Here is a 15007-nt window from a genome sequence, read left to right as displayed (position 1 = left end):
CGCCGCCAGGCAACGCGTTCTTACCGATGGGGCATCCCTTGCCTGATATGAGGTTCGCCCCCCCCAATCCCTTGCGCATCGCCGATCGAGCGAGCGGGCTCAATGCGTTGAGCGTGCGCAGCTACAATGAGCGGCTGGTGCTGTCCCTGTTGTTGCAGAACGAGGGCATGTCGCGGATGGAAATCGGCGAAAAGACAGGCCTGTCGGCGCAGACCGCCTCGGTTATCGTCCGTTCCCTCGAGCAGGAAGGCCTGGTCTCCCAGGGCGAGGCCCAGCGCGGGCGCGTCGGGCCGCCCACCATCCCGCTTTCGCTTAACCCCGAAGGCGCCTACGCGGTTGGCGTCGGCTTCAGCCGGCGCAGGATCGACGTGGCGCTCATCGACTTCATCGGCACCGTGCGCTTCCACAAGCAGTTGCCGGCTGAGGAGCTGAACCTCTTTCAGCGTGGCGGTGATTTGCTGGCGGCGATCCGGGACGCCATGGGGAGTTTGCCGGCAGGGGCGCGCGGCCGCATCGCCGGCATCGGGCTGGCCGTTCCAGACGAAATCGACGCCATGGCGGCGACCTGCAACGGATCGGGCCACTCCCTCAAGGCCTTGCAGGCCGAGATCGAAGAGCAGATCAAGCTGCCGGTCTTTGTGCAGAACGACATCACCGCGGCGGCCGGCGGCGAAAGCATGTTTGGCGTTGCAAAGCCCCTGAACGACTATCTGTTCTTCTATCTCGGAGCACGGCTGCAGAGCAGGCTCATCCTCAACCACCAGATCTACAAAGGAAACTCCAGCACGAGCTTCGATCACGGCCTGATGCGCCTCGAGAACGCGCTAAACGCACGCAAGCAGCCGTCCGAGATCATCTGGAGCAGCAGCGCCGAGTGGCCCGAGCTCGGTGAAGCCTACAGCGAATGGCTGGGGGAATGTTCGAACCGGCTGAAAGCTTCGATTTCGGCGCTGATCCAGTTCGTTGAGTTCAAGACGGTCGTTCTCTCCAGCCATGCGCCGCAGAGGATCGCCAACTCACTATGCGCCGATATCAACCGGGAATTCGCCAATATCGACGCGCTCCCGGCGCGCGTTACCGTTAGCCCAAAGGCTGTTGGAGCGGCAAGCCTGCCGTTCAGCTCGCGGTTTATGATTCAATGATCGGGACGTCAATGAGCAGAACGCCGCCTGTGGCCGGAGGCACAAATTGCCTGACGTAGAGTTGTTGACCCAAACCCTGCTGTCCCGGGTCAAGAAGGACGCGTGGCTATGGACTGTCCGGTTTCGGTGCGAGACAAGGAAGCGGAGGACGGACAGAGAACCGGCACGGACCCCGCCAGCGCGTTCGAAGCAGCGCAACGGCGTATCGCGTCGGTGTCTGACGGCCGAAAATGACGATAGCGCTAAATGACAGCCGCGATGCCAATTCGCCAACCGGCAATATCGGCGATGACGAATTTTTCAGCGTAGATTTGACTTGTCCCACCCGCTGTCCCCTTCAGTTCTTGACGAGAATTGGTACGCCTGTCTGAGAGCGCGAGATCGAGACATTTGCTGCATGGGAGATGGGCAAGGGGTGGACAAACAGTGAAGCGCGTCCTTCGAATACTTGTCGCGGTAATTATGACGTCCGCGGTAACCGGCTGCACGAGCATTTCCTACTACGCGCAGTCGATCGAGGGTCACGTGCAGATCATGGCGGCGCGCGAAAATGTTGGAAAATTGGTTCATGACCCGTCGACGCCTGAGGCCTTGCGCGTCAAGTTGACGTCGGCGACCACCATAAGACGGTTTGCGACAGATGAACTGGCACTGCCCGAAAACAACAGCTACCGCAGCTATGTTGATATCGGTCGGGACGCTGTGACCTGGGCCGTTTTTGCCGCGCCGCAATTCTCCCTGACGCCACGAACATGGTGCTTTCCGGTTTTTGGCTGCGTTCCCTACCGGGGTTACTTTGCTCGAAGATCCGCGACTGAAAGCGCTGTCGAGCTTCATAGACAGGGGCTGGACGTCTATGTCACCGGCGTCACCGCCTATTCCACACTGGGCTGGTGCAGTGATCCGCTGCTAAGCACCATGCTCCGTCAGGACGACACGTATCTCGCAAGCCTTATTTTTCATGAACTGGCGCATCAGCGCCTCTATGTGGATGACGACTCAGCATTCAATGAGGCTTTTGCAGTTGCCGTTGAAACCACAGGCGTCAGGAAGTGGCTCCGCGTCGCCGGAGATCAGCCCGGATTGCGCCGCTACGAAGCCGATCGCAAGCGCAGATCTGATTTTCTCGGACTGGTGTCGAAGACTCGGGACGAGTTAACACAGGTCTATGAAAGTCCCCGCACCCCGCAGCAGATGGCGGCTGCCAAGGCAGCCACGATCGACAAGCTGCGGATGCGCTACCGGCAGATGCGCGACAGGCGCTGGGCCGGATACCGGGGATACGAAGTCTGGTTCGATAGCCCGATCAACAACGCAAAGCTCGCCGCGACTGCTGTGTACGGGCAACAGGTTCCGGCGTTTCTTCACTTGTTCGATTTGTGTTCCGGCGATTATCCAAGATTCTACGCTTCTGTTCGACGCATCGCGGATTTGCCCAACCCTTCCCGTGCCGAAGCGCTTAAGGCTGCCGACAGGTGCGGTTGACCATACACGACGATCCCGCGCATCGCTGGACCCTGCAAGAGCTGGCGTCACTTGTCGGCATGTCGCGATCGACATTCGCCCTGAAATTTAAGGAGACGGTCGGCACCTCGCTAATCGACTATCTGGCGCAATGGCGCATACTGCTTGCGAGCGACAGACTGAAGAATTCCAAAGATCCGATTTCGGTCATAGCCCCGTCACTCGGCTATGAGTCCGAAACGTCCTTCAGCATGGCTTTCAAGAAGATCATGGGGTCATCACCTCGACGGTATGGACGTCGCCGCAACCCGGTTTCGGTTCCCGGTGTGGCGGAAACCGCTTAGGTTCAGAGACTGCGCAATCCTTCCAGCCACTCACAGCTTGGGGACAAGGCCGCCAAGAATGCCTCGCGGGACGTCTTCTGCGTTTGTCTTCAGCATATCCTTTCCGTTTCAGACCTGGCTGTTCGGTATGGAACAGTCGAGCCGCTTGCCTCTGTGTTAAGCTTGCCGTGGTCTGCTCCTCCGGGTCGACAACCCTGCATCTATCTCGCTATGGCCTGGCGACAGACCCGGGCCGTGCTCTTTGGCTAGATCGTGAGGCGATTGTCGGTCACTTCGGCGCGTCCGTCCGGCCCCCTCCCCAACGCGGACGCGCCGGCACCCCTGTCGCCCCGGCGCGAAGGGCTGAGAGTTTGCGTGGTCGCCCCTGCTCAGTTGCAGCGCTCGGCTGTGGGACCAGGCATCGCCTTTTCCTGCCGCTATGGCACTCGACTGGGAGATCCCCTCCCCGCCGGTGACACCAGGCCGTTGCTCGTGTCTGCAGCCCGAACTGCCCGCGCCCGCCGTTTTGAGGCGGCCATCTTCCCGCATGGTGCGGTGGCCAGAATGTTGATATGCCCTTTAACGCGCCCACGTTAGGGAACGAGACCCGGATGAAGCCTGTCATCCTGGCCTTCGAAGACGCCCGTAAGCATCTCACGGTGATGGGATGCGATCGCCCGGTGCGCCTTGCAGAGGGCCTCCAATCCCATGCGTCATGATGGATAGGTTGGCGAAACGCTCAAGCCGGTCCTTCGCGCGTATGAACTCGGAAACCGCGTGCCCACCGAGAGCGTAGATGCATCAAAAATACGTCGGAGGACGCCTCGCCTGAAACATCCGCGTGGTCCACGTCTCTCCCAGCTCACCCGACCCCCGCTGGCGGGAGCGATTGTTCGACCAGGAGATCGAACGATCGCATCTGACATAGATAGGGGTTGGGGTGCGCGGTTGCCGGCCTCCTGGCGATGTCATCAGCGCTTCTGAGTCCGCTGCCTGGCAGGCCCCCGCCCTTCCACAGGCAAAACCGAGGCGGAAATTCGTCTGGGTGGAGCGATAGGCCCGGGCCGGACTTCCCGCCATGGCGATCGGGGGCATGGCTCGTCGCGCTGTCATGAGGGCATAGAGCCCCTCACCCGGAGCTGCGTCTGCCAGAGCGGTTTACGGCAGTAAAAAAGGGGTGATACGGCTGTGAAAACATGGATTTAGCGATTTTAGGGAGGCCCCGCGGCTGTCACAGTGTGGCCAAGGCTTACAGAAGGGAGCCAGCCAGTTGCGTTAACCTGTTGTTAACCTAAAACTTCTTGCCGGGCTGTCCGAATCGGAGCTTAATGGCGCTTGTTGAGAGGATTGCTCACAAAAAGCGCCAATTCGGGTTCGACGGAAATGAACATTGCCATGCGATTGCCACGCTTCGAGTTCGACGACAAGATCCTCGAGCAGGGCGCGGAGATATCGCGGCGCCTGAACCAGCTCCGCATGGAGAAGTTCCCGCCCAACGCGACAAAGACCCTTCGATCTTTTTCGATGGCGGAAGTCGCCCACTACCTTGGCGTCTCGCAGAACAATCTGAAGCGGCTGCACCTCGAAGGCAAGGGACCGATGCCCGAGCAGGTCCCCTCGGGACGCCGGTCCTACACCGCGGGGCAGATGCTTGAGCTTCGCCACTTCCTGGACCGGCATGGCAGGACCGAGGTCAAGAAATACGTGCCGCACCGCAAATCGGGCGACAAGCTCCAGGTGGTTGCGGTCGTGAACTTCAAGGGTGGAAGTGGCAAGACCACGACCGCGGCCCACCTCGCCCAGCACCTTGCGCTGACCGGGCACCGCGTGCTTGCAATCGATCTCGACCCGCAAGCTTCGCTTTCTGCCCTGCATGGCTTCCAGCCCGAACTCGATCGCAACCTCTCGCTCTACGAGGCGATCCGCTATGACGACGAGCGCAAGCCGATAGCCGATGTGATCATGCCGACGAACTTTCCGGGACTGGATATCGTTCCGGCCAATCTCGAGCTGCAGGAATACGAATACGACACGCCGCTGGCCATGCAGGACAGGTCATCCAGCGCCGGCCGCCAGTTCTTCACCAGGATCGCCCGGGCTCTGACCGAGGTGGACGAGCGCTATGATGTCGTGGTTGTCGATTGCCCGCCGCAGCTTGGCTATCTCACCTTGACGGCGATGTCGGCGGCGACCTCGGTTCTCATCACCGTTCATCCGCAGATGCTCGACCTGATGTCGATGAGCCAGTTCCTGCTGATGCTTGGCGGCATCCTGAAGACCATCAAGGCTGCCGGCGCCTCCATCGAGCTCGACTGGTTTCGCTATCTGATCACGCGTTATGAACCGACAGACATTCCGCAGGCGCAGATGGTCGGCTTCATGCAATCGATGCTCGCTGGCCAGATCCTCGACAATCCGATGCTCAAGTCGACGGCGATTTCCGATGCCGGTCTGACAAAACAGACGCTCTACGAGGTGGAGAAGTCGGCTTTTACCCGTTCAACCTACGACCGCGCGCTCGAATCGCTGGATGCGGTGAATTCGGAGATCGCAACCCTGATCCATCGCGCATGGGGACGGTCATGACGGCGTGTTTTACGGCGGTAAAAAGTGGACATTTCCCTCGTGAAATCAGTCGACTAATCGCGAATCGGAGCGACTAATGGCGCGCAGGGACATATTCGGCAGTGTCATGAGCCCAGCGGCGCCGGTCGCCGACAATCGGGATGTCTCGGGGTATGCGGTTCGCGGCGCGTCGCGATCGATCATGCAGTCATTCGAGGAGCTGTCCAGGAGCTCGGTCGTCGATCTTGATCCGGCTTTGGTCGACACGTCATTCGTCTCGGACCGCATGAACGACGACGACCAGGCCTTTCAGGAGTTGCTGGCGGCGATCCGCGAGCGGGGGCAGGACTCTCCGGTTCTGGTCAGACCTCACCCGGAGATTTCGGGCCGTTTTCAAACCGTCTTTGGCCACAGGCGCGTCAGGGTCGCCCGGCAGCTGGAGAGGCCCGTCCGCGCTGTCGTCAAGAAGATGGACGATGAGGACCATGTCATCGCCCAGGGCCAGGAGAATGCCGCGCGGGCAAACCTGTCCTTCATCGAACGGACGCTGTTTGCGGACCGCATTCTCAAACGGGGGCATTCGCCGGAGACGGTGAAGTCAGCCCTTGCACTCGACGATACGACCTATTCGAAGATGCGCAGCGTCACCAGCAACATTCCCGAGCAGGTGATTGTGGCGGTCGGCGCCGCCAAGACCATTGGCAGGGATCGCTGGTGGCAGCTTGCCAAGCTGATGGAGCATCCTCGCGCCGTGGCGCGTGCGACCGAGTGTGTGACAAGCGCCGATTTCGCCCAGCTGGGCAGTGACGGCCGCTTTGCCCGCCTCTTTGACTGTGTGAGTGCTCCGGTGAAAAGCCCGGGGGCGAAATCGAAGTCCAGGGAAAGGGCCTGGGCGCCGCAGGACAGGTCGGTGCAAGCCAAGATCACGGACACGGGAAAGGTGTATACGCTCGCCCTGAAATCCAGGGAAGCATCGTCCTTTGGCGCATTCATTTCCGAAAGGCTGGATGAACTTTTCGAGGCCTTCCGGGCATCGGAAGCGGAGAAGAAAACAGGAGACTGAAACCGCAAAAGAAAAAGGCCCCCGAACGAAACCGTCGCGGAAGCCCTTCTCATGTCTGTAGCAAGCTGAGAATCGCACTTCCCCGAATCACTGTCAAGAGTCGTTGGCGTCGTTTCGACGAGCAGTTTTCTTTTGCCTGATTGAAGGTGAGGGAAATGGAGAGGCATTATACGACGACGCCCTTTGGGCGGCGGCCGATGACGCTTGGCATGATGGCAGCCCAGGTCGCCGCGAGGGCGGTGGACAAGGATGCCACGGTGCACAAGTGGCATGTATTCCAGCACGTCCGCGAGGCCCGTGACGCGGTCGGCGCAACCGATCGCGCCTTGGCGATTCTCAATGCACTCTTGTCGTTCCATCCCGATACGGCGTTCAATGGCGACAGCGACCTGATCGTCTTTCCGTCAAACGAGCAGCTCATCAGTCGGGCCAATGGCATGTCGCCGGCGACGCTGCGGCGGCATCTTGCTGTCCTGGTGCAGTGCGGACTGGTCATTCGCAGAGACAGTCCCAACGGCAAGCGTTTCGCGCGCAAGGGACCGAGCGGGGAGATCGAGCAGGCCTATGGCTTCGACCTGGCGCCGATGGTGGTGCGGGCGCAGGAATTCAAGGAACTCGCCGAGGCCGTCGTGGCCGAGCGGCGGGCTCTCAAGCTGGCCAAGGAGCGGATCACTCTGTGCCGACGCGATATCGTCAAGATGATCGCCACGGGCATAGACGAGGCAATCCCGGCCGATTGGAGAGGGTTCCAGCGCGCGTATGAGGGGATTGCCGGCCGGATTCCGCGTACGGCACCGCGCCAGTCGTACGACGCCATAGCAGGGGAGCTCGAGGCGCTGTGGCTGGAGGTGCAGAACACACTGGAAACGTTCGTCAATTCACACAATAAGAACGCCAATGAGTCTCATTCTGAGCGCCACATACAGAATTCAAATCCAGACTCTAATATTGAAATTGAACAAAGCTCTGGAAAAGAGCAAGAAGCGAGCGCCAGCGCGGCGGAAACCGACAATGTGCGGCACTTGCCCAGGCGCGAGCTGCCATTGGGGATCGTGTTGGACGCCTGCCCGGACATTGTGGCCCTCGCCAAGGGCGGCGAAATCCGGACATGGCGGGATTTGATGGCCGCGGCCGCCACGGGCAGGGCGTATCTCGGGATCAGCCCCAGCGCCTACCAGGAAGCATGCGAGGTGATGGGCGAGGACCAGGCCGCGACCGTGATTGCTGCGATCCAGCAGCGTTTCGAGCATATCTCCAGCCCTGGCGGCTATCTGCGGAGCCTGACAACACGGGCCAGGGATGGGAAGTTTTCGGTCTGGCCGATGATCATGGCGCTGCTGCGGGCAAAACTCGAGAAGAGGAAGCAGCTGTTGTGACGCCGGCGGGGCGGCCCAATGCCGTTATCGGCCTGGTGCGCCAGCGAGGTTTTGGGCTGGACGTCTGAACGCAACGCGACGCGTCCTTGTAAGAAACTGGAATATGCCATATCTTATGCACAAGAAATGCGTCCGTGGATATGGCAAGGTGGCGTTATGACCCAAGTTCTGAAACTCTCGCCGGCGATGCAGCCATTGGTGCTGTCTTATATGGATAGGGGCGGAAAGATTGCGATCGACCAGGTGGCGGCCGGATTTGGCATGTCCAAGGGCCAGCTCGCGGAGACTGCGGGATTGGCTCGCGAAACCATCTACCGCGCTGAACGCAGTGGCGCCGCCAGAACGCAGGGTCGCCTGCGCGAGATGCTCGAAATCATCAGCCGGATCACCGAATGGTCGGGGGGCAAGGAACAGGCAATGGCCTGGTATCGCGCCCAACCCCTGCCAGCCTTCGGAGGACGTACCGCCGAAGCGCTCGTCAAGGATGGCAAGGCGGGTGCCGTTCGGGATTATCTCGACCATATGGCCCTCGGAGGCTTTGCTTGAGGTTCGTGGGGACCTGCTACCGGGCACACGATCCACGCTGGGCATTCAAACCAACATCGGGCGAGGGGGCTGCGATCAGGGGGGGCCGCTTCAATCCCAAAGGCGTGCCGGCGCTCTATCTGGGTTTGAGCGTCATGACCGCGGTCAAGGAGGCCAATCAGGGCTTTGCGCATCGCATCGATCCCTGCGTCTTGTGCTCTTACGAAGTCGACTGTGCGGATATCGTCGACCTCACGTCCGAGGCAGCGAGGGCCGAGTTCTCGATCACGACAGATGACATGAATTGTGCCTGGGCAATGGCTCTGGCAAAGGGCGAACGACCGGCGTCATGGACCATCCATGACCGCCTTGCCGGACAGGGCATGGCCGCAATCCTGGTGCCGAGCTTTGCTCCGGGCGCCGAGCCGGAGGATCGCAATCTCGTGCTTTGGAAGTGGGGACCTGACCTGCCTCATCAGGTGGTTGTGTTCGACCCAAGCGGCCGACTGCCCAAGGACCAACTGTCCTGGCGTTAATGGTCGGGCTGAGGCTCGGCGATCTTGTGGGATCCCGCAAGCCATCGGCCGATCTCGAAACGCGTGTCCGTCGTTGAGACTGACCATGCTCGCCCCTTGACGGAACAGAACTTGCGTTGCTTTCAAACCGGGGGCAGGGGAGGGGGCTTCTTCCCGATTGCTACAGGCCACTCGCCTTGGTGAGATTGACGCGGAATCGATCCCTTCGGCGCTGATACCGGCGGGTCATTTCGGCCGAGGCATGGCCGAGCTGCCTTTGCACATAGCGCTCTTCGACCTCGGCTGACGAGGCAAGGCCCGCGCGCAACGAGTGACCGGCGAACTTCTCCTTCCGTTCGCCTTCTGACAGGTCGCCTCGGACGCCAGCAGATAGCGCGGCGCGTTTGACCAGCCGTGCCACCTCCTGGTCGTTCAGCCGCTCGGAGCCAACCGCCTTGCCTTGCCCGATGACGCGCCGGAACAGCGGCCCATGGCCGATCCTGGCCAGTTTCAGCCAGGTCTGCACGGCGACAGCCGGGCAGGTGGCATCGGAAGAGCCGCGGCCGATCTCGACCTCGCGCCAGCCGGTCTTTCCGCGCAGTGTGACGAGAACGCCTTTGTCCAACACCTCGATCCAGCCGCGGCCGTCCTCGGTTTGATCCCTGGCAACGTCGAGACCGACAATTTCGGAACGGCGCAGGCCTCCGGCGAAACCCAACAGCAGCATGGCGCGGTCGCGCAGGCCACGCAGCGTGCCGCGGTCAAGCGTCTCGAGCATGGCAATCAGATCTTCCGGAACAATGGCTTCTTTCTGCCGGGGAGGGGAGGCGTGGCTGTTGCGAATGCCGGCCAGCACCGTGGCGATGTGTCGATCCTTTCTGTCCAGCGGCTGGCCACGCTGAGAATAATTCCAGGTCAGCGACGAAAGGCGGCGTTCGATCGTGGCCACGGAGTTCGGTTTCCTGTCGCCCGCTGCCATGCCGGACGCGCAAGCCGTGATGTAGAGGCCGACGACCTGCGGATCCGGCGGCAACACCTCGAGATGCTGGCGGCGCGCCCAGGCACGGAAATGTTTCCAGTCAGCGGCGTAGGCGCGACGGGTGTTGGCCGAGCTTGCTGCCTCGACGTAATCGCGAGCGCGCTCGGCGAGCCCTTCCAGATGAGCCGGAAAGCCAGGCGTTGGCTCCAAACCGGACGGGGGCCGCGACCCGTACGTCGTCTGCGGAGGAGGCAAGGCCGGATCGGCGGGTGCCTGGCTCATTTCCATCACCACGCCGATGATGTCCGGCAGGTCGTCGGCGCTTGCCTTGTCTTGTCGGGCGATAGGTCGCTCCTCGGCTTTCCGGTCCATCAGGCCACCTCGATGTCGGTGTGCACGAAATCATTGCCCTTGAACAGCAGCGGGATGTCATAGAGCTTGGCACAAGCGTAGGCGAAGCAATCGCCCATATTCAGATCCGCCTTGTGCCGGCCCTTGCCGAACCGATGGAACGCCCGGATTGCTTCGCCTCCGATCGCGCCATTGATCTCGATCATTTGTGCAGGAATCTCGTCCAGCATGAGGGTGACGAGTTCCTCCGCCTCTTCGATCGGGCAGGCACGTCTGCGCGCCAGGCCGGCGACGGCCTCATACACAACGATCGGCGAGACGCGGACACTTGCGGCCTGACCAAGGCGAGCCGCAAGCGCCAAGCCATCGTCTTCGTCGCCGATGATCGCAATGATGGCCGAAGCGTCGACAAACATCAGCTGTTGCCCGACAGGTCATCGAAAAAAGCCTTGTCGGCTTGGGCACCGGTTTCGGGAAAGGCGCGATAGCGCTCGGCGAGCGCCTGCAGCCGCTGGGCCAGGGGGATTGCGCCGCGGCTGCGCTGATACTCCTGTTCCACGGCGTCGCGGATCGTCTCGGTAAGGCTCATGTTCTTGAGTTTGGCCAGTCTGCGAACCGCCGCATCGGTGCGGTCGTCCTTGACGGAAAACGCCATCCCCATACTCCTTGGTCTATACTGCTATACGATCATATATAGACGATCAGCCTGTCCTCCGGCAAGGGAATCCTTGCCTGGCGACTGGACGACGGGAGCGCCGCGGAGGCGCGGCGACGCTTTCGGGAAAGCCACAATGTGCACGCCGATGCCGGCCACGCTGGGCGAACTGCATCGCGCGACGAAATTGTCGCCCACGGCCGTGCTGTGGGACGGCGCGGGACCGTCCCGAGGACCTTTTTCGGGTTTTTGCTTGACGAGAAAGGACATTTCCCCTTGAGAGACCAGAACAACTGATAATGCAAGATTATCGTTCGTTGCTTCTGCATGACAGCCACAGCGCTTTTTGTCAACTTTTGTTGCCAAAAGCGCCGCCATGATTCATCGTGTTTTCGATGATTCTGCGTCCCAAGCCCTCTCAACGCCACCACGCCTCGCTTGCCGGTGCCCCTTCGACCGCGCCGATGGCGACGGTGCCAGCCTGGCTGCGCAGGGCCATCCCGGATGCGCAAAGCCTTGCGGGAAAAGAAATTGAAGACCTCGCGCACACAGCAGGCGCCACCATTGGTGCGCTCGATGCGGTGGTCCGCCGGCAGGAGCGGTGGGCCGGCGCTTGGCGGCTGCGGCTGGCGCTTGTTGCGGCCGGCGTGACGGCACGGCAGGCTGGCCGCGTCGAGGATGAAAGCGCGCTGCGCGACGCCGTGCTGCTCACGCGACCCGGTGACAATGTCGGGCCCGCCGGCCTTTTGCTCCTCGCCTGGCGCCGGCTGGTCGCCCGGCCCGCAGAGGAGCTTCTGACGAGGAGAAATCTGGCCGCGGTATTGGAGGAATTCGGCTATGCTCCCGACGACGAGGGCGTGAGCGCCCTCACGGACGATCTTCGACAGCTGGCCGCCAGTGACGGGACGGTGGGAATAATGACCGGCGCCATAGCGATCGCCGAACGCTACGGTTTTGCGCGCGCCCTCGGAGCCTGGCTCGCCGACGCCATCCTGGCGCAACGACTGGGCTGGGCACATGCTTTGCCGCTGCTGGGTGCCGAAGCAGCCTTGGGCACAAGCGCCCGGCCGCATCGATCGGGAGCCAGCTCTGTGGCGACAAGCATTGAGACAGATCCTGAGCGTGTGAAAGGTCTGCTTGCCGCGCAGGCGCGCGCCGCGCTGCGCGCGATTGATCTTTCCGCCGAGCTCGAGCGCCGCGCGGACCGACTGCTTGCAGTTGCGCCAAAACTCAGGGCCAAGGCGGCGGACATGGTCGTCGAAAGACTCCTGTCCGACGACGCGATCGTCGCATCCGAAAAGATCGCTGGCATGAGCGACCGCGGATTGCGCCGCCTGTTCGACCGGCTGGTCGAGCTCGGCGCTGTGCGCGAACTGTCCGGCCGCGCGACCTTCCGCATCTACGGGATCTGAAAGCGATGGCAGAAGCAACGCGCAGACAAGGGAAGGGGCGGTCAGATGACGGTCGATCAGCTGACCAGCTGTTTGACCGAGAGCTGGATCACCTGCCGCCGGAGGTGCGCTGGCGCGAATGGATGCACCGCGTCGAAGCGACGATCTTTGCAGCCAGCGAGCCGGTCGGCCGCGAGACGCTGGCGCGGATCGTCGGCAAAAGCTGCAGCATCGACCTCTTGATCGACGACATCCGTGAAGAACTGCGCGGCCGGCCCTATGATCTGGTCGCCGTCGCCGGCGGTTTTCGGCACCTGACACGGCCGGCCTACGGTGATGCCATTCGCGCAGCGTTTGGCACGCTCGAGCAGGAGCAAAAAACCCTCTCGCAGTCGGAGGTGCTGGTGCTGATGTGCATCGCCTATTTCCAGCCGATCACCCGTACCGACCTCTCGGCCTTCTTCGGTAAGGAGATTTCTCGCGACCTGATCGGTCGACTGCGCGGCGCCGGCATGCTCGCCTCCGGTCCGCGCAGCCCGACGCCGGGTGCACCTTACACCTACGTCACGACAAAAGAATTCCTGCTGGAGTTCGGCCTCGACACGCTGCGAGACCTGCCGGATTTCGAGGCGCTCGAGGATGCCGGGTTGCTGTCGAAGGAGAAATTACTGGCTGGTGACATCATGCCAGAGCTGGCTGGCGCCCACGAGAATGCCGGAGTCGATATGGAGGAATAGCTCGGCGCTGCCGACACTATGGCTGTGCTTTGCGGGTGCGTCCCGCTTTCCATAGCCAATCTGCCGCCCAGGGCGTCGATGTCCGAAAATGTGTAGGCAGATTTCGGACATAGATCCGGTCAGTGGCGTCAAGCGGCGATATGCGACCTCTGCCGCCGCCCAAAAATTCGTGGTCACGCGCAAGCCCAACTTGAAACCCCGAGGGACAACACCTTGTTGCTCGTGGCCGACGCAGGGGAGACCGTTCGGATCTCAAGAGGGAACATGACGAGGCGCAGATCTTCTTTGGAAACGGTGTTTTGGTCCGAAACTTGATGCAGATCGGCCCGATCGCGTTGGGTGTGGGGCTTCAGAGTCCTCGAGGACGCGCTTTTCACAGAGTTAACGCCAGCGACGAACTTGTGCGTCGTTGGTCGAAAATTACAAATTCGACAGTTGGCACGATTAGTCGAGCTGCAATTGTCGGCACCATCGATGTGGGCGTGGCGGAGCAGGCAGGCAAGAAGCGCTATGCCTTAGCCGACCACCTAGCCGAGGCCGAACAGGCCGAGCATTCCCTTCCAGAGCCGGACCCACCAGCGGGGTTTGCGGTTCAGGTCGCGGTAGTAGGCCTCGCGCCGGCCGTGGTCCGAGTTAAGGGCTGCCACGGTCTGTGCGGCACTCATGGCGCGGAGCCAATCGACACGGCCGTCGGTGATGAAATAATGCGAACGGCATGGCAGCTGTCCGCTGCCGATCGAGGGCCGGATTGTGGGCCTGCCGTTGCGTTCCGTGACCGTCCACCCGGCGGGACCGAGCGAGACCGGCACCTTGCTGCCGCAGCCGCAGGCGCAGAGGTGCATGGCGATCTTGTACTCCTCGGAGACGTACAGGACGCCCGGCTCCGGCGCCGCAGGCACATAGTGGACCTTCGCCAGCCGGAAGTCCGTCACGCTTCAGGTTCCACAAAGAGGCGGGGCAAGGCGGTGTTCATCAGCAGATGGTACGCTGGCAGCGCCTGGGCGTAAAACCCGCAATGCTGCTTGTAGCAGAGCATGGCCATGCTCGCATTCAGGGCGTTCAGCTCGGCGATCTGGATGTTGGCCCGGTATTCGTCGCCGGGCGGGTCGGTTAGGGGCACCAGTCCCTTGGCGCGGATTTCCGCGGCATTTTCTGGCTTCAGCACGGTCGTGCGAACCATGCCGGCGAGCGAGCCGCTTTGGCGGACGAGGCCCATCCCGACGTCGACGAAGGGAATGCCCAGGCGGATAAGAAGGTCGAAGATCTCGGCACGGGCTGTCCCGCTGTCGACGCAGACGAACGCGAAGGTCACGCCCGCGAAATCGGCCTCGCAGCCGCCGTCGATGGCTTTCGCCTCAAGGCGCAGCCCCTTGCGAAAGTTTTCGTAGCGGGTCTGATAGACCTCGGCCTTGGACTTGCCGAGCTCGTCGCGCGACAACCGCCCAGGCGAACGGAATGCGTTGTGGACATGGAAGGGTTTTGGGTCATACCCCCTGATCTCGAGAACATTGGTCTTGACGAGATAATCCAGAACATAGGCACCGGTGCCGCCCAGGCCGATAACCGCGACGATCTCGCTGGCGAACTTGGCGGCGAGATCCCCGATCAGCGCCCGGCTCGTCAGCGTGTCGCGGAAATGAAAGACGCTGTCGGTGCCGGCGTCTTCATCGACATTGAAGGTGAAGGGGTCGGCATCTGGATACCGATGGCGGGCAGGGCCGGAAAGGATCGACAGATAGTGCTCGATCTTGGTGAAGAAGTCCGGGAATCCTCCCGGCGGCTTGTTCGAGAACGACCGCTGCACCACGACGTCGGTCTTGGCAAGCGTCACGTTGGCGGCACCGCCGCCGAGGGAGGGTATCGGCTTGCCGTCGAGGCCGTACGGCACGCCGCCGGCGAAGAAGACCTGGTGGTCGACGGG

At 61.8% G+C, this 15007-nt stretch carries 15 protein-coding genes and 1 pseudogene; 10 read left to right on the top strand and 6 right to left on the bottom strand.

The features are described 5' to 3' along the window. Nucleotides 1-47 precede the first annotated feature (47 nt). From OOJ09_RS30245 to OOJ09_RS30210, 8 genes and pseudogenes are all read left to right on the top strand, one after another. Entirely contained in the window at nt 48-1142 is a 1095-nt protein-coding gene (locus OOJ09_RS30245) for an ROK family transcriptional regulator (protein WP_269908743.1), read from the top strand. Between the two features lie 462 nt (nt 1143-1604). Continuing rightward, nucleotides 1605-2627 (top strand): aminopeptidase, encoded by a 1023-nt coding sequence (locus OOJ09_RS30240; RefSeq protein ID WP_269908742.1) that lies wholly within the window; start codon nt 1605-1607, stop codon nt 2625-2627. Nucleotides 2628-2629: 2 nt separating this feature from the next. Next, nucleotides 2630-2950, top strand: a pseudogene (locus OOJ09_RS30235) (helix-turn-helix domain-containing protein); the annotation flags it as partial. A gap of 1362 nt (nt 2951-4312) precedes the next feature. Then, nucleotides 4313-5515, top strand: a complete 1203-nt coding sequence (gene repA, locus OOJ09_RS30230) for a plasmid partitioning protein RepA (RefSeq protein WP_269908716.1) — start codon at nt 4313-4315, stop codon at nt 5513-5515. 76 nt (nt 5516-5591) lie between these two features. Further along, nucleotides 5592-6557 (top strand): plasmid partitioning protein RepB, encoded by a 966-nt coding sequence (repB, locus tag OOJ09_RS30225; RefSeq protein ID WP_269908715.1) that lies wholly within the window; start codon nt 5592-5594, stop codon nt 6555-6557. Between the two features lie 155 nt (nt 6558-6712). After that, complete coding sequence (repC, locus tag OOJ09_RS30220) at nt 6713-7933, top strand: plasmid replication protein RepC (RefSeq protein WP_269908714.1); 1221 nt, start codon at nt 6713-6715, stop codon at nt 7931-7933. 156 nt (nt 7934-8089) lie between these two features. Beyond that, nucleotides 8090-8479 (top strand): antitoxin Xre/MbcA/ParS toxin-binding domain-containing protein, encoded by a 390-nt coding sequence (locus OOJ09_RS30215; protein ID WP_269908741.1) that lies wholly within the window; start codon nt 8090-8092, stop codon nt 8477-8479. Beyond that, a complete protein-coding gene (locus tag OOJ09_RS30210) occupies nt 8476-8994 on the top strand; it encodes an RES family NAD+ phosphorylase (protein ID WP_269908713.1) in 519 nt (172 codons plus the stop codon). Before OOJ09_RS30215 ends, OOJ09_RS30210 begins: the two co-directional genes overlap by 4 nt. 160 nt (nt 8995-9154) lie before the next feature. Here OOJ09_RS30210 and OOJ09_RS30205 read toward each other — a convergent pair whose 3' ends face one another. From OOJ09_RS30205 to OOJ09_RS30190, 4 genes are read right to left on the bottom strand one after another with little or no spacing between them, the layout of a single operon-like run. Further along, nucleotides 9155-10324 (bottom strand): site-specific integrase, encoded by a 1170-nt coding sequence (locus tag OOJ09_RS30205; RefSeq protein WP_269908712.1) that lies wholly within the window; start codon nt 10322-10324, stop codon nt 9155-9157. Continuing rightward, nucleotides 10324-10719: a type II toxin-antitoxin system VapC family toxin gene (locus OOJ09_RS30200; protein WP_269908711.1), complete on the bottom strand. Its 396-nt coding sequence runs from the start codon at nt 10717-10719 to the stop codon at nt 10324-10326. Before OOJ09_RS30200 ends, OOJ09_RS30205 begins: the two co-directional genes overlap by 1 nt. Beyond that, nucleotides 10719-10958: a type II toxin-antitoxin system VapB family antitoxin gene (locus OOJ09_RS30195; protein ID WP_269908710.1), complete on the bottom strand. Its 240-nt coding sequence runs from the start codon at nt 10956-10958 to the stop codon at nt 10719-10721. The genes OOJ09_RS30200 and OOJ09_RS30195 overlap by 1 nt, the downstream gene beginning before the upstream one ends. A gap of 24 nt (nt 10959-10982) precedes the next feature. Beyond that, the gene (locus OOJ09_RS30190; protein ID WP_269908709.1) at nt 10983-11336 is read right to left on the bottom strand and encodes a hypothetical protein; all 354 of its coding nucleotides are present in this window, start codon (nt 11334-11336) and stop codon (nt 10983-10985) included. 17 nt (nt 11337-11353) lie between these two features. On the opposite strand from OOJ09_RS30190, the gene OOJ09_RS30185 reads away from it, so the two are divergent. After that, nucleotides 11354-12370: a DUF1403 family protein gene (locus OOJ09_RS30185; RefSeq protein ID WP_269908740.1), complete on the top strand. Its 1017-nt coding sequence runs from the start codon at nt 11354-11356 to the stop codon at nt 12368-12370. Nucleotides 12371-12375: 5 nt separating this feature from the next. Continuing rightward, nucleotides 12376-13086, top strand: a complete 711-nt coding sequence (gene scpB, locus OOJ09_RS30180; RefSeq protein WP_269908708.1) for an SMC-Scp complex subunit ScpB — start codon at nt 12376-12378, stop codon at nt 13084-13086. Nucleotides 13087-13613: 527 nt separating this feature from the next. On the opposite strand, the gene OOJ09_RS30175 is transcribed toward scpB, so the two are convergent. Together OOJ09_RS30175 and OOJ09_RS30170 are read right to left on the bottom strand one after the other, a co-directional pair. After that, nucleotides 13614-14018 (bottom strand): DUF6527 family protein, encoded by a 405-nt coding sequence (locus OOJ09_RS30175; RefSeq protein ID WP_269908707.1) that lies wholly within the window; start codon nt 14016-14018, stop codon nt 13614-13616. Further along, nucleotides 14015-15007: ThiF family adenylyltransferase (locus OOJ09_RS30170; protein ID WP_269908706.1), on the bottom strand; the 993-nt coding region annotated here is incomplete at its 5' end. The genes OOJ09_RS30175 and OOJ09_RS30170, both read right to left, overlap by 4 nt.

The sequence above is a fragment of the Mesorhizobium qingshengii genome, from assembly GCF_027563465.1.
Taxonomy (GTDB): domain Bacteria; phylum Pseudomonadota; class Alphaproteobacteria; order Rhizobiales; family Rhizobiaceae; genus Mesorhizobium; species Mesorhizobium qingshengii_A.
This window is presented reverse-complemented; position numbering and strand designations above follow the sequence as displayed.